Origin of the sequence: Nonomuraea marmarensis (assembly GCF_043197025.1) — a bacterium.
Classification (GTDB): Bacteria; Actinomycetota; Actinomycetes; order Streptosporangiales; family Streptosporangiaceae; genus Nonomuraea; species Nonomuraea marmarensis.
Map to the genome: position 1 here is coordinate 100,477 of NZ_JBICRM010000004.1, position 19,311 is coordinate 119,787.

A 19,311-nucleotide genomic window follows, 5' to 3' on the forward strand; every position below is an offset into this window, starting at 1 on the left:
TACCGGAGGCGGCGACGGCCGGTGGATGCCCGCCGCGGGTGGCCGGAAGATCCTGAAGTCCTTAAGGGCGACGGTAAGACGACAGGAAACAAGTCGTAAGCGCCCTCCAGCACAGTGATCTCAGATCACCGCAGAGAAGGGCAGAGACATGAGCCAGCCGTACCGCATCCAGGACGAGATCCTGCTTCCCGGGACCGTGCACCGGCCGGGTGAGGCGAGATACGAAGAACTGCGCCGTTCGATGAACCCCGCCGTGGACTCCCGGCCGGCGGTGGTGGCCGAGGCCTACGGGGTCTCGGACGTACGGGCGGCGCTGCTGGCGGCGCGGCGGCACGGGGTGCCGTTCGCGGTGCAGGCGACCGGGCACGGCACGCACGCCCCATCCGACGACGGCATCCTGGTCAGGACGTCCCCGATGGCGTCGGTGCTGGTGGACCCGGCCCGCCAGGTCGCGCGGGTGGGACCGGGCGCGCGGTGGGGCGAGGTGATCGCCGCCGCCGCGCCGTCAGGGCTGGCGCCGCTGTCGGGCTCGTCGCCTTCCGTCGGCGTCACCGGGTACACGCTCGGCGGCGGCCTGGGCTGGCTGGCCCGCAAGCACGGGTTCGCCGCCGACAGCGTGGTGCGGGCCGAGGTCGTGCTGGCGGACGGCAGGAAGGTCACGGCCAGTTCCAACCAGCATCCGGAGCTGTTCTGGGCGCTGCGCGGGGGTGGCGGCGGGTTCGGGGTGGTCACCTCGCTGGAGTTCCGGCTGTATCCGGTCTCGCGGGTGTACTCGGGGTTCGCGTACTTCCCGATCGAGGCGGCGGCCGAGACGCTGGGCGCGTACCGGAGCTGGATCGAGCACGCTCCCGACGAGATCAGCACCGCCGTCGTGCTCAAGCGCATGCCCGATGACGAGCAGGTCCCCGAGCCGGTGCGCGGCAGGCACGTGGTGATGGTCAAGGTCGTGCACGCCGGCGAGGCGGCGGAGGCCAGGCGGCTGCTCGCGCCGCTGTGGCGGGCGGCGGGCCCGGCGCTGCTGGACGAGACCCGCCCGGCCACGTACGCGGCCACGGCCATGGGCGGCACGCCGAACCGGCACATGGACATGTTCGACGCGGTGCCCGACGAGGTGATCGGCACGCTGGTACGGGCGGCGGAGCAGGCCCAGACCATCGAGATCCGGCACTGGGGCGGGGCGATGGGCCGCCCCGGCCCGGACGCCGGCCCGGTCAGCCACCGGAGCACGAAGCTGTCGGTCATCGTGGACACGCCGGTGCCGGGGCTGGCCGAGGCGCTGCGCCCGCACGCCAACGGCGGGACGTTCCTGAACTTCCTGGCCGACCCGTCCAGAACGGCCGAGGCCTACGACGCGGCGGACTACCGGCGGCTGCGGGAGGTCAAGCGGGCCTACGACCCGGACGGATTCTTCCGCGTCGGCCACGTCGTCTCCGCGTGACGGAACGCGGCTCCGGGATGGGTGCCGGGGAGGCGGTGAATGCCGGGGCCGAGCAGCCGCTCGCGGAGGGTGGTGTCGGTGTACTCCGTGCGGTAGCGGCCCCGGCGTTGCAGCTCGGGCACCACCAGCTCGATGAAGTCCTCCGCGGTCCCGGGTGACAGGTACTGCATCAGGTTGAAGCCGCTGGCGCCGGTCTCGTCCGCCCAGCGCTCGATCTCGTCCGCCACGTGCTGCGGGGTGCCCGCCACGAAGAACGGGCCCCGGCCGATGGCGCCCACCGACTCCAGCACGTCCCGCACCCGCAACCCGCGCCCGACCAGCGGGCGCACGGCCCGCTCGGTGAAGTCGCCGCCGCGCGCCACGATGTCGTCGATCAGCTCGTCCGGCGGGTACGCCGCCAGGTCGATGCCGCTCCCCCGCTGCGCCAGGAACCCCTCGGGCCTGATGTGCCGCCGCAGGTCGGCGAGCTTGGCGTCCACCTCCTGCTGGGTCCTGGCCACGATGACCGAGGCCCCCGGGAAGACCTTGACGTGGTCGGGGTCGCGGCCGTGCGCGGCGGCCCGGCGGCGGATGTCGGCGATCTCCTCGCGCAGCGCCTCCAGGGACGGCGCGCCGGTGAAGATCGCCTCGGCGTGCCTGGCGGCGAAGTCCTTGCCGCGTTCGGAGTTGCCCGCCTGGTAGATGACCGGGGTACGTTGCGGCGACGGCTCCGACAGGTGCGGCCCGGCGACCCTGAAGTGCTTGCCGTCGTGGTCGATGGCGTGCACCTTGGCCGGGTCGGTGTAGACGGCGCGTTCCCGGTCGCGCACCACGGCGTCGTCCTCCCAGCTGCCCTCCCACAACTTGTAGACGACCTCCAGATACTCCTCGGCGATCTCGTAGCGCAGGTCGTGCTCGATCTCGTCGTCGAGCCCGAAGTTGCGGGCGGCGCTGCGCAGGTAGGAGGTGACGACGTTCCACGCCACCCGGCCCTTGGTGAGGTGGTCCAGGGTGGACATGCGGCGGGCGTGCGAGAACGGCGGCTCGTACGTGGTCGAGAACGTCACCGCGAACCCCAGATGCCGCGTCACGGCCGCCATCGCGGGCACCACCAGCAGCGGGTCGTTGGCCGGGATCTGCACCGCCTCGCGGATCGCGGTCTCGGGCCCGCCCCGGTAGCGGTCGTAGGCGCCGACCACGTCGGCCAGGAAGACGGCGTCGAACAGGCCGCGTTCGAGGAGTTTGGCCAGGTCCGTCCAGTAGTTGAGGTCGGTGTAGCGGTGGCGGTTGTTGTCGGGGTGGGTCCACAGGCCGTGCTGGATGTGGCCGACGCAGTTCATCTCGAACAGGTTGAAGTGGATGAGGCGGCTCATCGTGGAAAGCTCCTGGGGGCGATGCCGTTGAGGTGGTAGTTGCCGACGTCGTGCACCTTCGCCCGGCGCGGATCGTGCACGGTGTGCGTGCGGGCGTTGCGCCAGTGCCGGTCGAGGTTGAGCGGGCGCAGGGCGGCGCTGGCCCCGGCGAGCTCGTACCACTCGCTGGTCACCCGCAGGGCGGCCCGGTCGGCCTGCGCGCGGGCGGCGGCCATCGCCACGGCCGCCTCGTCCACCACGGACTCCAACGGGTTGGCGCGGGCGCGGTCGATGGCGTCCCCGGCGCTTTCCAGCAGGGCCCGGGCGGCGCGGGTGAGCACGGCCAGCTCCCCGAAGCGCTGGACGACCACGGGATCCTCTACCACCTTCGTCGCCTCGTTGCCCGGCCAGCCGCCCTTGGTGTAGCCGCGCAGGAAGGCGGCGGCGTCGGCGAGCGCGCCTTCGGCGATGCCGGTGTCGATGGCCGCGTGGATGAGCAGGCCGAAGCTGCGGAACGTGCTCACCCCGTCCCGGCGGCCCGGCATCACCCGGTCCGCGGGCACGTACACGTCCTCCAGCACGACCGTCCCGCTCGCCGTCGTGCGCTGACCGATGCCGTCCCAGTCGTCCACGACCGTCAGCCCGGGCGTGTCGCGGGGCACGAACGCGGTGTGGTGCAGGTCGTCGGCGTCCAGAGCGATCACGGGGATCCAGTGAGCGAACAGCGCGCCGGTCGAGTAGATCTTGCGGCCCGAGATGAGGAAACCCTCGTCGTGCGGCCGCAGCCGGGCGCGCTCGCGGGTGCCGTCGGGGCCGCGGCCGTCCACGGCGGCGTTGCCGAGCTGACGGCCCCTGAGCACCTCGGCGTAGAAGAACGCCTGCTGGGCGGGGGTGCCGTGCTCCCGGATGGAGTCGACGTACCAGAAGTGGTTCTGCGGGATCTGCCCGATGCTGCCGTCGGCCGCCGACAGCAGCCTGATGACGGCGCCGAGCGTCGCGGTGCGCACGCCCGCGCCGCCGTGCGCGGCGGGCACGGTGATGCCGAGCAGGCCGCTCTCGGACAGCGCCGCGATCTCCGCCACCGGCAGGATGCGTTCGGCGTCGCGTCGCGCCGCCCCCTGGGCGAAGTCGCGGGCCAGGTCGCGGGCGACCTCGACGGCCTCCTCGTCGGTCTTGATCACATGTGTCACGTCACACCGCCGTAAGTCGTGGAATGGCCGCGACGAGTTCCTTGGTGTACGGGTGCGCGGGCGTGCGGAAGACCTCCTCGACGGGACCTTCCTCGACCACCCGGCCGTCCTTCATCACCAGGACCCGGTCGCAGGCGTGGTGGACCACGCCCAAATCGTGCGAGATGAACAGGTACGCCACGCCCGTCTCCCGCTGCACGTCCTCCAGCAGGTCGAGCACCTGCGCCTGGACGGACACATCGAGCGCGGACACCGGCTCGTCGCACACGATCACGGCGGGCTCGGGCGCCAGCGCGCGGGCGATGGCGACGCGCTGCCGCTGCCCGCCGGAGAGCTGCAGCGGCCGCCTGGCCAGGTGCTCGGAGCCGAGCCCGACGAGTTCGAGCAGCTCGACGGAGCGTTCGCGGCGGCGCTCGCGCGGCACGCCCGCCACCGCCAGGGCCTCGGCCAGCACTTTCGCGACCGTGTAGCGGGGGTCGAAGGCGGCCAGGGTGTCCTGGTAGACGGTCTGGATGTCGCGGCGCAGGCGGCGGCGGGCGGCCCGGTCGAGCCCGGCCCACCGCTGCCCGTGCACCTCTACCGCGCCGGTGTCCGGCTCGGTCAGGCCGAGCGCGATCCTGGCCGTGGTGGTTTTGCCGGACCCGGACTCGCCCACGATCCCGACCGTCTCGGCCGCGCGCAGCGTGAACGACACCTCCTCTACGGCCACCCTCCCGCCGAACGACTTGCCGATCCCGTCCGCGCGCACCACGACCTCCCCGGGGGGACGGCGCGGCGGCGCGGGTTCGGTGCTGGAGAGCCTGGTGCCCTTGGTGTGCTCGGCCGGGATCGCCCGCAACAACCGCCTGGTGTATTCGTGTCGCGGCGCGCCGAGCACCCGCTCGGTGGGCCCGTGCTCGACGATGACGCCGTCCTTCATGACCGCCACCCGGTCGGCCAGCCGGGCCACCACGGCCAGGTCGTGGCTGATCACCAGCAGCGACCTGTCCTGGCTCTTGAGCCCGGCCAGCAGGTCGAGCACCTGCGCCTGGATGGTGACGTCCAGCGCCGTGGTGGGCTCGTCGGCGATGACCAGTTCGGGCTCGGCCGCGATGGCGGTCGCGATCAGGGCGCGCTGCCGGAGCCCGCCGGACAACTCGTGCGGGAGCTGTCCGGCGCGCAGCTCCGGCTCGGGCACGCCGACCGAGGCGAGCAGCTCGATCACGCGGGCCCGCCGGGCGTCCCCGGTCAGGTCGGTGTGCGTGGCCAGGACCTCGGCGATCTCCTTGCCGACCGGGCGCAGCGGGTCCAGCGACACCAGGGCGTCCTGGAGCACGAACCCGATCCTGCCGCCGCGCACCCGCCGCCAGCCGCGCTCGCGCAGCCTGGTCAGGTCCTGCCCGTCGAAGACCAGCGCGTCGGCGCGGACCCTGGCGCCGTCGCCGGTGAGCCCGACGAGGGTGCGGGCGGTGACGCTCTTGCCCGAGCCCGACTCGCCGACCAGCGCGAGGCATTCCCCGCGCCCGATCTCGAACGAGATCCCGCGTACGACCTCGGCCGCGCCGAACGCGACCCGCAGGTTCTCGATTCTCACCACGAGGTCCTCCCCTCCGATCGCAATCTGAGCGCCCGGCCGACGACGGTCACGCTGATCACCGTGAGCGTGATCGCCGCGCCCGGGAACACGCCGTACCACCAGGCACGCGAGATGAAGTTGCGGGCGGTGGACAACATCGAGCCCCATTCGGGCTCCGGCGGCGGCGTGCCGAGCCCGAGGAAGCTCAGCGCGGAGCCCGCCACCAGGGCCGTGCCGACACCGATGGTGGCCAGGATGAGCACCGGTTTGATGGCGTTCGGCAGGATGTGCCGCAGCACCACGCGCGGCCCGGACAGGCCGAGCGCGTGGGCCGCCTCCACATAGCCGGCCCTGCGGACGGCCAAGGTCTGGGCGCGTACGAGGCGGGCGTAGCCGGGGATGTTGGCCACGCCGATGGCCAGCACCGCGTTGGACGTCCCGCCGCCCGCCACGGTGATGACGACCAGGGCCAGCAGCAGCTCCGGGAAGGCCAGGCCGATGTCGGACAGGCGCATGATGACGTTCTCGACGATCCGGTTGCCCAGCCCGGCCGCCAGGCCCAGCAGGCCGCCGAACACCAGCGCGATGGCGATCGCGCCGAAGCCGAGCAGCAGCGACGTACGCGTGCCGTGCACGATCCTGGCCAGCACGTCCCTGCCGTTCTCGTCGGTGCCGAGCAGGTGGGCCGCGCTGGGCGGGCGCAACGTCTGGGCGCTGTCCACGGCGAGGGGGTCCTGGGCGGAGAACAAGTGGGGCGCGACGGCGGCCAGCACGAGCACGGCCAGCACGGCCGCGGCGAGCCAGACACCCGGTCGCAGACGCTTCACGACGCTCCCTTCAGCCGGGGGTCGACCGCCAGGTAGAGCAGGTCGACCACGAGGTTCACCAGCACGTACACCAGCGCGGACAGGAGCACGACGCCGAGCACGACCGGCAGGTCCTTGGCGTTGACCGCGGCGATCAGCAGCCGGCCGATGCCCTGCCGGGTGAACAACGTCTCGGTGATGACCGCGCCCCCGAGCAGCGCGCCCACCCAGTAGCCGCTCATCGTGACGAGCGGCAGCAGGGCGTGCCTGAGCGCGTGCCGCACCCGTACGGTCACGTCGGCCAGGCCGCGACTGCGGGCGCTGACGATGAACGGCTCGTCCAGCACTTCCTCCAGCGCCTCGCGCAACACGTGGCCGAGCACGCCCGCGATCGGCAGCGCCAGCGAGAACGCGGGCAGCACCAGCGAGGCGAACCCGTGGCTGCCGGTCGCCGGGAACAGCCGCAGGCCGAACGAGAACACCGTCAGCAGCACGATCCCCAGCCAGAACGTCGGCGTCGAGGCCACCACCAGCTCAGAGCCCGAGGCCAGGCCGCGGATCCAGCGGCGTCGCTTGGCCGTGGCCAGCGCGACCACGATCGCCAGCACCAGCCCGGTGACGGCGGCGGCCACCGCCAGCTCCAGGGTGGCCGCCGCCTGCTCGCCGATGGCCTGGGTGACCGGCGTGTGCAGCCGGTAGGAGGTGCCGAAGTCGCCGCGCACGATCCGCCACAGGTGCGCGGCGTACTGCTCGTACCAGGGCCGGTCCAGGCCGTATTCGGCGGTGACCTGGGCGAGCACCTCGGGGGTCGGGGCCGCGCCCTCGCCCCCGACGATGGCCTCGGCCGGGTCGCCCGGCGTGAAGTGCAGTACGAGGAAGGTGAGCGTGGCCGCGCCCCACAACACGCCGATCCCGGCCAGCAGCCGCCACGCGACGAAACGGATCATTGGTCCAGCCAGGTGTCGTAGAAGTACGGCGACGGGTAGGCCGGGGTGAAGGACAGGCCGTGCACCTTCTTCTGGTACGAGACCGGCCGCGGGTCGTCGTAGAACGGGATGGCGGGGGCGAGTTCGAGCAGCCTGGCCTGCGCCTGGTTGTACAGCTCGGCCGGGTCCTCGCCCTGCCTGGCCCGCTCCAGCAGGTCGTCGAGCTTGGCGTCGCGCAGGCGGGCGACGTTCTGGCCGCGGCGCTTGTCGGTGGTGATGTTCTCGGAGGAGTACTGGATCCACAGCACGTCGGCCGTGTTGGTGGCCCACAGGCCGGAGCTCATGTCGTAGTCGCCCTTCAGCGACCGGTCGGTGAGCTCCTGCTCGGGCGGCGTCTGGAGCTGGATGTCCAGGCCGATCTTCCGGGCGGCGGCCTGGGTCTGGACGGCGATCTGCATGCGCTGGGCGGGGAAGTTCGCGGCGATCGGGAAGTACGCGGTCAGCCGCTTGCCGTCCTTGACGCGGATGCCGTCCTTGTCCTTGGCCGTCCAGCCCGCCTCGTCGAGCAACTGGCCGGCCTTGGCCGGGTCGTAGGCGATGGTGCCATCCAGCCCGGCGGCGTAGCCGGGGGTCGAGGAGGTGACAAAACCCTGCGCGACCTGGTACTGGCCGAACGAGATGCCCTTGATGATCGACTGGCGGTCCACCGCGGCCAGCAGCGCCTGGCGTACCTTGACGTCGTCGAACGGCGGGCGCGAGGTGTTCAGCCAGAACGCCATCGGGTGGCCCGGCCTGATCGCGCTGAGGAAGCCCAGGTCGGGGTTGGCCTTGACGTCCTCGACGTTCTGCGGCGGGGTGAAGTCGATGGCGTGCACCTCGCCGGAGGCCAGCGCGTTGTAGCGGGTGGCGTCCTCGGTGAGGAAGCGGATCTCCAGCTTGTCCAGGTAGGCGGGGCCGGTGTGCTTGGCGCTCTTCGGGCCCCAGTTGTAGTCCGGGTTGCGGTGGTAGGTGATGCTCTGGCCCTTGGTCCAGGTGTCGAAGATGAACGGGCCCGAGCCGATCGGGTGCTCGCAGATGGTCTGCGGGGCCTCCTTGATCTGCTTCGGCGAGATCATGCCGAGGTAGCCCTGGGCGAGGATGTCGAGGAACGGCTTGTACGGCGATGACAGCCGCACTTCAAGCGTGTAGTCGTCGACGACCTTGCTGTCCTGGTAGGGCGCGATGTAGGCGGCGGCCAGCGGGGACTTGGTCGCCGGGTCCTTCATGTGCTCGAAGTTGGCCTTGAGCGCCTCGGCGTTCCAGACCGCCCCGTCATGAAATTTCACACGTTGCCGGAGTTTGAAGGTGTATGTCAGGCCGTCGTCGGAGATTTGCCAACTGTCGGCGAGCCAGGGCTTGATCGTGCCGTCGGCGTCGAACCACACCAGCGAGTCGGCCACCGGCACGGTCGCCACGGGGCCGTCGGAGCTGGCGTTGCCGTGCGGGTCGAGGCAGGTCGGCTCCTGCCCGTTCTCGCCCAGCACCAGCGTGCCGCCGGACTTCGGGGCGCCGTCGCCGCCCGAGGACGCGTCGGTGGAGCCGCACCCGGCGAGCAGAGCGGCGGCGGCGAGGAGGATGGCGAGGGTCTTCTTGGTCATGGCGTGCCCACCCAGGTGTCGTGGAAGGTGACGGCGCCGTACGCGTGGTCCCAGGTCAGGCCCTGGACCTTGTTCTGGGCGGAGACCAGGCTCGGGCGGTTGTACAGCGGGATGGCGGGGGCGAGGTCGATCAGCCTGGCCTGCGCCTGGGTGTAGAGCCCGGCGCGCTCGGTGTCGTCCGTGCTGGCGCGGGCCTGTTCGAGGAGCTTGTCGAGTTGGTCGTCGGAGAGCCTGGTGGTGTTCTGGCCGCGGCGCTTGTCGGTGGTGATGTTCTCGGCGGAGTACTGGATCCACAGCACGTCGGCCGTGTTCGTGGTCCAGATGCCGACGGACAGGTCGAAGTCGCCGCGCGCCGAGCGATCGGAGGAGACCTGCGGCGTGACGGACTCGATCTTGATCTCGATCCCGGCCTTGGCGGCGGCGGCCTGGGCCTGGACGAGGATCTGCGTGTTCTGCGGGTTCACGCCGCTGTCCAGGGCGACCGCGGTCAGCCGTTTGCCGTCCTTGGTGCGGATGCCGTCCTTGTCCTTGGCCGTCCAGCCCGCCTCGTCGAGCAGCTGGCCGGCCTTGGCCGGGTCATAGGCGATCTTGCCTTCGAGGCCGACGGCGTAGTCGGGGGTGGAGGGGGTGACGAAGCCGGTGGCGAGTTTCCACTGGCCGAACGAGACGCTGTTCACGATGGCCTGGCGGTCCACGGCGAGCGTGAGCGCCTGGCGTACCTTCTGGTCCTGGAAGGGGGCGCGGCCGGTGTTCAGCCAGATGGAGAACGGGTGTCCGGGCCGGTCGATCGTGCTGAAGGTGAGGTCGGGGTTGGCCTTGACGTCCTCGACGTTGGACGGAGGGGTGTTGTCGATGACGTTCACCTCGCCGGAGAGCAGGGCGTTGTAGCGGGTGGCGTCCTCGGCCAGGAACCGGATCTCCAGCCCGTCCAGGTACGCGGCTCCCGCGTGCTGCCCCGGCGGCGCCCAGGCGTAATCCGGATTTTTCCGGTACGTGATGCTCTGGCCCTTCGTCCACTTCTCGAACACGAACGGGCCGGAGCCGATCGGGTGCTCGCAGGTGCTTCCCGGGTTCTCCTTGAGCTGCTTCGGGGAGATCATCGCCAGGTACGACTGGGCGAGCACATTGAGGAAGGCCGAGTAAGGGGACGACAGCCGTACCTTCAGCGTGTGCTCGTCGACGACCTCGCTGTCCTTGTACGGCGCGATGTACGCGGCGGCCAGCGGCGACTTGGTCGCCGGGTCGCGCATGTGCTCGAGGTTCGCCTTCAGCCCTTCCGCGTTCCAGATCGATCCGTCATGAAATTTCACGCCTTGGCGGAGCTTGAAGGTGTATGTCAGGCCGTCGTCGGAAATATCCCAACTTTCGGCCAGCCAAGGTTTGAGCGCGCCGTCCTTGTCCTGGTACAGCAGCGAGTCGAAGATCGGGCGGTCGACGACGGTGGTGTTGGTCGTGGAGAGCTGGTGCGGGTCGAGGCAGGCCGGCTCGTCGCTGTTCTCGCCGAGCACGAGCCTGCCGCCATACTTGGTCGCGGGGGCGCCGCCCTCTGGGCTGGAGCCGCACGCGGCCAGCAGTGACGCGATCAATGCGGTGGCGAGCAGCGGTTTCAACCTGGGGAGCATGGGGGTCCTTAGGAAGCTAACAGGTATTGCCTACCTGCATTGCAGGGATTACGGTGAACCATAACGTAACACGCAGAACGGACGAAACACATGACCCATGTGATCGCGGACGACGCCGAGGCGCTGGCGGTGGCTCGCGACCTGGCCGGACAGTTCGCGGTGGACGCGGCCGTACGCGACGCCGAACGCCGCCTGCCCGGACCCGAACTCGACCGGTTGTCGGCCAGCGGCCTGCTCGCGATCACCGTGCCCCGCACGCACGGTGGCGCCGACGTGAGCGCGCGCACGATCGCGGAGGTGTTCCGGCTGCTGTCCGCCGCCGACCCGAACATCGCGCAGATCCCGCAGAGCCACTTCGTGTACGTCAACGTGCTGCGCCAGCAGGGCTCGCCGGAGCAGCGCAAGTTCTTCTTCGACGAGGTCCTGGAGGGCAGGCGGTTCGGCAACGCGCAGTCGGAGGCGGGCACGAAGCACGTGCAGGACTACCGGACTTCGCTGGTGGCCGCCCCTGACGGCGACGGTTTCCTGCTGAACGGCACCAAGCACTACAGCACGGGCGCGTTGTTCGCCGACTGGATCCCCGTGCTGGCCCGGCGCGAGGACGAGACGCTGCACGTGGCGTACGTGCCGCGCGACGCCGCCGGGCTGACCGTCGTGGACGACTGGGCGGGCATGGGGCAGCGCACCACGGCCAGCGGGACGGTGCTGCTGGAGGACGTGGCGGTGCCCGAGTACCGGGTGGTGCCGCATCACCTGACGTTCCAGGGGCCGCAGTTGCACGGCGCCTTCGCGCAGCTGCTGCACGCGGCGATCGACGTGGGCATCGCGTCGGGCGCGCTCGACGAGGCCGCCGAGTTCGTCAGGACGAAGGCCAGGCCGTGGTTCGAGAGCGGCCAGGCCAAGGCGGCCGACGATCCGCTGGTCATCCAGCGGGTCGGCGAGCTGGCCGTCAAGGTGCGGGCCGCCGAGGCGCTGCTCGACGCGGCCGGCGCGGCCGTGGACGCCGCCCGCGCGGACCTGACCGACGCCTCGGCGGGCGCCGCCTCGATCGCGGTGGCCACGGCCAAGGCGTTCGCGGACCCGGTGGCGGTCGAGCTGGGCAGCGCGATCTTCGAGCTCGGCGGCACCCGTTCCAGCCTGGAGGGGCTCAACCTGAACCGGCACTGGCGCAACGCCCGTACCCACACCTTGCACGATCCGGCCCGCTGGAAGATCCAGCACATCGGCCGGTATGTACTCAACGGCCAGTTGCCCCCGCGCCACGGCCTGCTCTAAGGGGATTGACGAGATGACTTTGACGTTCCACTGGTTCCTGCCCACGTACGGCGACAGCCGCGACGTCGTGGGCGGCGGCCACGGGCTGCCCCCGGGCTCGGCCGGCGGCGCCCGACCGGCCACGCTGCCGTACCTGCGGCAGATCGTGCACGCGGCCGAGCAGCTCGGCTTCGTCGGCGCGCTCACGCCCACCGGCGCGTGGTGCGAGGACGCCTGGTTGACGACCGCGATGCTGGCGGACACGACGGAGCGGCTGAAGTTCCTGGTGGCGTTCCGTCCTGGGCTGGTCTCGCCCACGCTGGCGGCGCAGATGGCGGCCACGTACCAGCGGCATTCGCAGGGGCGGCTGCTGCTCAACGTGGTGACCGGCGGGGAAAGCCACGAACAGCGGGCGTACGGGGACTTCCTGGACAAGGACGCTCGGTACGCCCGTACCGACGAGTTCCTGCACATCGTGCGCTCGTTGTGGCGGGGAGAGACGGTGTCCTTCGCCGGGGAGCACCTCAAGGTGGAGGAGGCGCGGCTCAACCGGCTGCCCGACCCGGTGCCCGACGTCTACTTCGGCGGCTCGTCGCCGGCGGCGGGGCAGGTGGCGGCGCGGCACGTGGACGCGTACCTCACCTGGGGCGAGCCGCCCGCCGCCGTCGCCGAGAAGATCGCCTGGGTGAACGGGCTCGCCGCCGCCGAGGGCCGTACCCTGCGGCAGGGGATCAGGCTGCACGTCATCTCCAGGGACACCGCCGAGCAGGCGTGGGCGCAGGCCCGCAGGCTGCTGGACGGGATTGACCCGGCCACGGTGGCCCAGGTGCAGGCCGGTCTGGCGCGCAGCGAGTCGGAGGGGCAGAAGCGCATGCTCGCCCTGCACGGCGGGAAGCGCGACGACCTGGAGATCTATCCCAACCTGTGGGCCGGCGTCGGGCTGGTGCGCGGTGGGGCCGGGACTGCGCTGGTCGGGAGCCATACCGAGGTCGCCGATCGGATCGAGGAGTATCACCGGCTGGGGATCACGGAGTTCATCCTGTCGGGGCATCCGCATGTGGAGGAGGCGTACTGGTTCGGGGAGGGCGTGCTGCCGATCCTGCGGGAGCGCGGGTTGTGGCGGCACCCGTACGAGCCCGCCGCCTCGGAACCGGCCTCGATCCCGTTCGCGGCGGCGGGAACCCGATGACCGCTGATCTCGCCGAGTTGCGGCGGCGGGCCGCGGAGTTGCTCCCTTCGCTGGCCGAGGGCGCCGCCGAGCGGGAACGCATCCGGGAGTTGCCGCACAAGCAGATCCGCGCGCTGGCCGCCGCCGGGTTGTTCACGTTCAGGATCCCCGCCGAGCACGGCGGGGCGGGCGCCACGGTCGAGGAGGTCTTCGCCTTCCTCATCGACCTCGCCGCCGCCGACTCGAACATCGCCCAGGCGGTACGCCCGAGCTTCGGCCGGGTCGAGCACCTGCTGTCCGCCTCGGAGGAGGAGCGCGCGCGATGGTACCCGCGTTTCCTGGCCGGGGACGTCTTCGGCAACGCGGGCTGGGAGCTCGGCGGGCCGAGCGGCGCGGTACGCACGCGGATCAGCGCCGACGGCAAGGTGGACGGCAGCAAGTACTACAGCACCGGCGCCCTGTACGCCGACTGGATCGGCCTGGCGGCGGTCGGGGACGACGGCGAGAGGGTGTACTTCACGCTGCCGAGCGACCGTGAGGGCCTGGAACTGGTGGACGACTTCGACGGCATCGGCCAGCGCCTGACCGCCAGCGGCACGACCAGGCTGACCGCCGTCACCGTACACCCCTCCGAGATCGCCAAGCGCGCTCATGGCGCCGGCCGCTCCCCCGTCACGCCGTTCCTCCAGCTCTACCTGGCCGCCGTCGAGGCGGGGATCGCCCGCAACGCCCTTGAGGACGCGGTGGCCTTCGCCCGCGACCGTGCCCGCCCCATCGAGCACAGCAGCGCGGGGCGTTCGGTGGACGACCCGTACGTCCAGCATGCCGTGGGCGAGATCGCCGCCCGCGCGTACGCGGCCGAGGCCGCGGTCCTGCGCGCCGCGTCCGCCATCGACCGCGCGTGGGCAGGCGATCTCGACCCGGACCTGCTCACGACGGCGGCGGTGGAGGTCGCGCAGGCCCAGTTCTTCGCGGCGGAGTCGGCCCTGAAGGCGGGCGAGCTCCTGTTCGACGTGGGCGGCGGCTCGGCGGTGGCCCGCAGCCACAACCTGGACCGGCACTGGCGCAACGCCCGGACGGTCGCCAACCACAACCCCCGCGCCTGGAAGGCCGCGGTGGTCGGCGCCCACCGCCTGAACGGCACAGAACCACCCCTGAACGGCCTCTTCTAACAGGTAGGCGGGCCGAAGCGACCGATCGCGCGAGTGACCCGCCATCTGCCGGTACAGCACTATCACCAGCCGCCCTACCCGCCGCAGTACGGCTGAAGCCAGGACAGACCGAGGCCTCCGCCACCAGGCCCCGCGCGACTGTGCGGGGCCTGGTAGGGCCTCCTTGGACTGGACAGCACTGGCCCGAAGCCGCCCTCAACATGAGGCGTGCGCGACCGAAAACAGTTTGCGGTTGAAGATTGAGACGCGGGACGCTCCCGGTGTGAAGATGCACGTTGACCAGCTGACCGTGTCACTCGAGACAGTACGCACGTTGGTGGATGAGCAGTTTCCCGAGTGGCGGAGCCTGCCCATCAGGAGCATCGCCGCCCAGGGCACGGTCAACGCCATCTTCCGTATCGGCGACCGGTTCGCGGCTCGGCTCCCGCTACAGCCCGGGGACGTCGAGTCGACCCGGCGCTGGCTGGAGTCCGAAGCGGAAGCAGCCCGCGAGCTGGTAGGTCGCACGCGGTTTCGCACCCCCGAGCCGGTCGCGCTCGGTGAACCCGGGGCGGGCTACCCGCTTCCGTGGTCGGTGCAGACGTGGCTGCCCGGCGTCGTGGCCACCGAGGAGGACCCGGACGAATCGGTCGCGTTCGCCCACGACTTGGCCGATCTCATCCGCGACCTGCGCGCGATCGACACGCGTGGCCGCACGTTCGCCGGCAAAGGCCGAGGAGGCGACCTGCACTCCCATGACGCGTGGATGGAAACCTGTTTCAGGCACAGCGAGCAACTCCTGGATGTTCCCCGGCTTCGCCGAATGTGGGCCATCATGCGGAGCCTGCCGCGCAGCGCGGCCGAGGACGTGATGACCCACGGTGATCTCATTCCCGGCAACGTGCTCGTGTCCGCCGGTCGGCTGGCCGGGATTCTCGACGTCGGCGGCTTCGGACCGGCTGATCCCGCTCTGGATCTCGTGAGTGCGTGGCATCTGCTCGAGGCCGGGCCGCGGCAGGTGCTCCGCGAGGATCTCGGCTGCGGCGACCTCGAATGGGAGCGAGGCAAGGCGTGGGCGTTCGCGCAGGCGATGGGGGTGGTCTGGTACTACGTGGAAAGCAACCCGGTCATGTGCCGGATGGGCCAACGCACCCTGGAACGCATCCTGGCCGGCGAATCGCTCGCCTGAGCTCGATCCCGATCGTGGCGATCCGCGAGCGCCACCGACGCCGGGCTCATGACTTAGGCGATCAGGCGACCCTTAGCACGATTTTTCCCTGGATGTGCCCCTGTTCGGCGCGTTCGTGGGCCTTCGGGGCCTCTGGGAGCGAGAAGACGCTGTCGATCCCCACGCGGAGCCGACCGGCCTCCAGCAGCCGGGCCAGTTCGGCCATCTGCTTCCCGTCCGAGTGCACCTGGCCCGATCGCCGTACGATCCCGCGCTTCGCCGCCTCCTCCAGGTGGTACTCCCCGTAGAAGACGGGACTCAGCGTGCCGCCGTCCTTGAGCACCGGCAGGAACCGATACCCCCTGGGGCCGCCGACGGTGTCGATCAGGCAGTCGATGTCCCGTACCACGTCCTCTGCCGCGACGGCGGTGTAGTCGATGAACTCGTCCACCCCCAAGTCCCCCAGGAACGCCCCGTGCCGACCCGAGGCGACGCCGATGACGTACGCGCCCGCGTCCTTGGCGAGTTGTGCGGCGAAGTGGCCGACCCCGCCGGCCGCGCCGTTGACCAGCACCCTGCTGCCCGGCTCCAGCCCGATGTGGTCGAAGAGGTACTGGTACGCCGTGAGGCCCGCCATCGGGACCCCCGCCGCGTGCACGTGGTCGATGGACGCGGGCTTGCGGGCGAGGTGCTCGGCCGGCGAGGTGGTGTACTCGGCGTACGCCTTGCCACCGTTGCCCAGACTCGGGAAGCGGATGAGCCCGAACACCTCGTCCCCCTCCTGCCAGTCGGTCACCTCGGGACCGAGGGCCACAACGACGCCTGACGCGTCCGAACCGGGCGTGGAGGGCAGGGGCAACGTCGGGCGCATCTGCTCGGGGATGTTGGCGAAGCCGATGCGGGCGTACCAGTCGGGTGGGTTGAGGCCGGCGGCGTGCACGCGGATCAGGACCTCGCCCGGTCCGGGCTCGGGCCGGGGGACCTTCTCGTACGTGAGGACTTCCGGGCCGCCGAACTCGTGGATGCGCACGGCGTTCATGGTCTCGGGCATGGGTGTCTCCTTTGCTGAACTCGGCTCGGCTATGATGCGGAGCACTGCTCCGAATCTTAACCGGAGCGGTGCTCCGATTGTCAACAGGGAGGCTTCATCACCATGGCGGGTGAACCGCGGGCCGATGCGCGGCGCAATCGGGAGCGCATTCTCATGGTTGCCCGGGTCGTCGTCGCCGAGCAGGGCACCGAGGCGTCACTGCGCGACATCGCGCGCCGGGCCGAGGTCGGCCTCGGTACGCTCTACCGGCACTTCCCGACGAGGGAGGCACTGCTGGAGGCGTTGTTGCGGCAGGGCTTCGACCGGCTGGCGGCGCGAGCCGAAGCGCTGGCGGACGCCGGCTCGCCGCGGGAGGCGCTGCTGGAGTGGCTGCGCGACTTCGCCGGCGGCGCGGGCGCCTATCGCGGGCTGGCCGGATCGATGATGGCCACGCTCAATGACGAGGCGTCCCCCTTGTACGCGTCGTGTCACGGGATGCAGGCGGCAGCCGGGCGGCTGCTGGAGCGGGCGCAGGCGGTGGGGCACATTCGCGGGGACATCGACGGGACAGACCTGTTCGCGCTGGTCAACGCGCTCAGCTGGATCACCGACCAGGCACCGTCGCTCGCCCCCCGCCGCGACCACCTGTTCTCGCTGGTCATGGACGGTCTCGCGGCACCGGAGCGGGGTGGGACGAAGAGACTGACATGATCAAGAGCGAAATCCCTACCCTCATGCGAGCCAAGGAGCAGGTCCGTCGTGACCCACCCCGAAAACCTGAACGCGAACGTCGGGCTTGGGGGCCGCCGTCGAGCCGCAGCCCACGAGGGTGATCAGGAACCGAATCGAAGAGGGTCGCGAACGCCATAGTGGTACGGCCGACCTCGCGGCAGCCGTACCACCTCCGATCTCACCCGGTCATGAGACCGGGGCCGGATCGGTTATGGGCGCGGGGTGCGGTTGGACATGTGCTCTGAGGTGCCGACGTGGCGCTTCGGGCGCATGCCCGCCAAGCCCAGCAGGCCCAGCAGGCCCAGCAGGCCCCACAGGCCGGCGTTTCCGCCGCCGTCGCTCCTCATGTCATTCTGCTGCGGTGCCGGCGTGACCTGGCTCTGCGCGACCGGTGCGACCGGCGTATCAGCCGTTGCCGCAGCGGCTGGGACGAGCGTCAAGAAGAACGCCAGGCCCAGCCCGGTGAGCGTCTTGCGCATTGGGTTCCCCCGATCCGGCGGTCTCAAGAACCGCGGAGACCGCCTATCACACCTTCCTGGCGGAAGGTTCCCGATAGCGGGGCGATCTCCATTTCCCCTGCTAGGTACGCATCTACCATCGTCCCGCCCCCCTCAAACGCCTTCTCGCCGCACCCGATGATCTGTTTAAACGGTTAAACGGGGTGGCTGTCGGCGATGCCGGTGCGTACTTGTGCCTCGGCGATTTCGGCCAGTGCCGCGCGGGCCTCGTGCCGCCGCGCGGTGGATGTCAGCCGTACGGGGGCGAACAGCGTCACCTCGGCGACCAGCCGCCGGGTCGCGGCCACCCGCAGCGCGGAGGCGAGCAGCGAATCGTCACCGACGTAGCAGGCGCGAGTGGAGGTCGCCTCCCCTTCGCGGTAACGCAGCGTGGCCGGTCGCACCACGGCGCCGGCGTCGATCGCCGCCTGGAACACGGCCGGGCGGAACCGCCCCATCCCCCGCCCGCACCACGTGGTGCCCTCGGGGAAGGCGACCACCGTGTCGCCCGCCCTGAGCGCGTCCGCGACGGTCGCGACGGCCGTCGGCAGCTCGTAGAGCCGCTCCCGGTCGATCAGCAGTGCGCCCGAGCCGGCCGCCAGCGTGCGGACGACCGGCCATCCGGCGATCTCCCGCTTGGCGAGCGGCCGTGACGGCACCGTGGCCGCGATGACCAGCGGGTCGAGCCATGAGACGTGATTGGCCACGACCAACGCGCCCGGCGCAGCAGAAACTTGCTCTGAAATAGAGAAGTCCGCCGTGACCTCGATCCTGATGCCGAGCGCGCGCAGTAGCAGCCGCGCCCAGACCTTGGTGATCTCCGCCCGCCAGGCCACCCGCGCCCGGCAGAGCACGAGTGCCATGGGCAGGCCCGCGAACACCACGAGGACCGCCACCAGCAGCCGCGCCACCCGATGCACCGGCCCCGCGACGGCGGCCGGGGCCTGCACACAGGCATCGGGAGAGCACGGTCCCATCGGCCGCCAGGGATTAACCTCCGCGACTATGGCACTCACAGGCCCTCCTTCGTCGGTCCTGTGAGTAAACTGGTTCGCTCGCTCACAACGGCTCGCCGAGGAAGTAGCGCAGGTAGCGGGTGTTCACGTTGGCCATGGACAGCAGCACGAAGAAGTCGGCGGTGCCGAAGTCCCTGTCGTGCGCGGGCGGCCCGCACACCCAGGCACCCAGCCGCAGGTAACCGCGCAGGAGCGCGGGCGGCACGAACCGGTCGGAACGGGACGCGGCCCGGCCGCGCCACGGGCTGCGCGGCGTGACCCGGTGCTCCTCCGGCCCGAGCGGCACCCGCTCCACGACGGCCGCGGCGAGCGCGCCCCGGTCGTCGAGCGGCACCGAGCAGCAGCCCGCCAGCCACTGGTGGCCGCCCTCGACCATGTAGCGGGCGATGCCCGCCCACATCAGGCCGACCACGGCGCCGCTGCGGTGGTCGGGGTGCACGCAGGTGCGGCCGGCCTCGACCAGGTCCTTCCTGATGGGGGCGAGGTTGCCGAGGTCGAACTCGCCGTCGGAGTACAACCGGTCGACCCGCCCCGGGGGCAGCAGCCGGTAGGTGCCGACGACCTGGCGGCCGTCGCGTACGAGGAGGTGGTCGCAGTAGGCGTCGAGCCGGTCGACGTCGAGGCCGGAGACCGGGCTGTCGAGCCGCGCCCCCATCTCCCCGGCGAAGACGTCGTATCGAAGTCGCTGGGCGGCCTGTACGTCGGCGGCGGTGGTGGCCATGCCGACCGTGTAACGACCGGTGTCGAGAGAGATCGTCATGGGCGCGCGTCCTTCCCTGAAAGGGTCTCG

Annotated in this window: 17 protein-coding genes; 6 read left to right on the forward strand and 11 right to left on the reverse strand. The window is 71.1% G+C overall.

Annotated features, from left to right (window positions below; translation table 11 throughout):
* The first annotated feature begins 148 nt into the window (after positions 1–148).
* The gene (locus ACFLIM_RS07860; RefSeq protein WP_393163494.1) at positions 149–1,438 is read left to right on the forward strand and encodes an FAD-binding oxidoreductase; all 1,290 of its coding nucleotides are present in this window, start codon (positions 149–151) and stop codon (positions 1,436–1,438) included.
* Here ACFLIM_RS07860 and ACFLIM_RS07865 read toward each other — a convergent pair.
* Genes ACFLIM_RS07865 through ACFLIM_RS07895 form a run of 7 tightly spaced genes read right to left on the reverse strand, consistent with a single transcriptional unit; the run spans position 1,390 to position 10,505 of the window.
* Positions 1,390–2,790: an LLM class flavin-dependent oxidoreductase gene (locus ACFLIM_RS07865; protein WP_393163497.1), complete on the reverse strand. Its 1,401-nt coding sequence runs from the start codon at positions 2,788–2,790 to the stop codon at positions 1,390–1,392. The two genes, ACFLIM_RS07860 and ACFLIM_RS07865, sit on opposite strands and share 49 nt — an antisense overlap.
* Positions 2,787–3,959, reverse strand: coding sequence for an SfnB family sulfur acquisition oxidoreductase (locus ACFLIM_RS07870; RefSeq protein ID WP_393163499.1), 1,173 nt, complete (start codon positions 3,957–3,959; stop codon positions 2,787–2,789). The genes ACFLIM_RS07865 and ACFLIM_RS07870 overlap by 4 nt, the downstream gene beginning before the upstream one ends.
* Before the next feature lies 1 nt (position 3,960).
* Positions 3,961–5,535, reverse strand: a complete 1,575-nt coding sequence (locus ACFLIM_RS07875) for a dipeptide ABC transporter ATP-binding protein (RefSeq protein WP_393163501.1) — start codon at positions 5,533–5,535, stop codon at positions 3,961–3,963.
* Positions 5,529–6,341: an ABC transporter permease gene (locus ACFLIM_RS07880; RefSeq protein WP_393163504.1), complete on the reverse strand. Its 813-nt coding sequence runs from the start codon at positions 6,339–6,341 to the stop codon at positions 5,529–5,531. The genes ACFLIM_RS07875 and ACFLIM_RS07880 overlap by 7 nt, the downstream gene beginning before the upstream one ends.
* Positions 6,338–7,267, reverse strand: a complete 930-nt coding sequence (locus ACFLIM_RS07885) for an ABC transporter permease (RefSeq protein WP_393163506.1) — start codon at positions 7,265–7,267, stop codon at positions 6,338–6,340. Before ACFLIM_RS07885 ends, ACFLIM_RS07880 begins: the two co-directional genes overlap by 4 nt.
* Positions 7,264–8,883: an ABC transporter substrate-binding protein gene (locus tag ACFLIM_RS07890; RefSeq protein WP_393163508.1), complete on the reverse strand. Its 1,620-nt coding sequence runs from the start codon at positions 8,881–8,883 to the stop codon at positions 7,264–7,266. The genes ACFLIM_RS07885 and ACFLIM_RS07890 overlap by 4 nt, the downstream gene beginning before the upstream one ends.
* A complete protein-coding gene (locus ACFLIM_RS07895; RefSeq protein ID WP_393163510.1) occupies positions 8,880–10,505 on the reverse strand; it encodes an ABC transporter substrate-binding protein in 1,626 nt (541 codons plus the stop codon). The genes ACFLIM_RS07890 and ACFLIM_RS07895 overlap by 4 nt, the downstream gene beginning before the upstream one ends.
* A 90-nt stretch (positions 10,506–10,595) precedes the next feature.
* Between ACFLIM_RS07895 and ACFLIM_RS07900 the strand changes: the two genes are divergently transcribed.
* From ACFLIM_RS07900 to ACFLIM_RS07915, 4 genes are all read left to right on the forward strand, one after another.
* Positions 10,596–11,780, forward strand: a complete 1,185-nt coding sequence (locus ACFLIM_RS07900) for an SfnB family sulfur acquisition oxidoreductase (RefSeq protein ID WP_393163513.1) — start codon at positions 10,596–10,598, stop codon at positions 11,778–11,780.
* Positions 11,781–11,793: 13 nt separating this feature from the next.
* Complete coding sequence (locus ACFLIM_RS07905; RefSeq protein WP_393163515.1) at positions 11,794–12,948, forward strand: LLM class flavin-dependent oxidoreductase; 1,155 nt, start codon at positions 11,794–11,796, stop codon at positions 12,946–12,948.
* Positions 12,945–14,099, forward strand: a complete 1,155-nt coding sequence (locus ACFLIM_RS07910) for an acyl-CoA dehydrogenase family protein (protein WP_393163518.1) — start codon at positions 12,945–12,947, stop codon at positions 14,097–14,099. Before ACFLIM_RS07905 ends, ACFLIM_RS07910 begins: the two co-directional genes overlap by 4 nt.
* A 163-nt stretch (positions 14,100–14,262) precedes the next feature.
* On the forward strand, positions 14,263–15,267 hold the full coding sequence (locus ACFLIM_RS07915) for an aminoglycoside phosphotransferase family protein (RefSeq protein ID WP_393163520.1): 1,005 nt from the start codon (positions 14,263–14,265) through the stop codon (positions 15,265–15,267).
* Positions 15,268–15,328: 61 nt separating this feature from the next.
* Here ACFLIM_RS07915 and ACFLIM_RS07920 read toward each other — a convergent pair whose 3' ends face one another.
* Entirely contained in the window at positions 15,329–16,297 is a 969-nt protein-coding gene (locus ACFLIM_RS07920; RefSeq protein ID WP_393163522.1) for an NADP-dependent oxidoreductase, read from the reverse strand.
* Positions 16,298–16,399: 102 nt separating this feature from the next.
* Here ACFLIM_RS07920 and ACFLIM_RS07925 point away from each other — a divergent pair, with 102 nt between their 5' ends.
* Positions 16,400–16,987 carry a TetR/AcrR family transcriptional regulator gene (locus ACFLIM_RS07925; RefSeq protein ID WP_393163524.1) on the forward strand — a complete coding sequence of 196 codons (588 nt, stop codon included), beginning with the start codon at positions 16,400–16,402 and terminating at the stop codon, positions 16,985–16,987.
* 230 nt (positions 16,988–17,217) lie between these two features.
* Here ACFLIM_RS07925 and ACFLIM_RS07930 read toward each other — a convergent pair whose 3' ends face one another.
* The 3 genes from ACFLIM_RS07930 to ACFLIM_RS07940 form a co-directional block, all read right to left on the reverse strand.
* Complete coding sequence (locus tag ACFLIM_RS07930) at positions 17,218–17,487, reverse strand: WGxxGxxG family protein (RefSeq protein WP_393163526.1); 270 nt, start codon at positions 17,485–17,487, stop codon at positions 17,218–17,220.
* A 173-nt stretch (positions 17,488–17,660) separates the two neighbouring features.
* Positions 17,661–18,521: a lysophospholipid acyltransferase family protein gene (locus ACFLIM_RS07935; RefSeq protein WP_393163528.1), complete on the reverse strand. Its 861-nt coding sequence runs from the start codon at positions 18,519–18,521 to the stop codon at positions 17,661–17,663.
* A gap of 43 nt (positions 18,522–18,564) precedes the next feature.
* Positions 18,565–19,281, reverse strand: coding sequence for a GNAT family N-acetyltransferase (locus tag ACFLIM_RS07940; protein WP_393163530.1), 717 nt, complete (start codon positions 19,279–19,281; stop codon positions 18,565–18,567).
* Positions 19,282–19,311: the final 30 nt, after the last annotated feature.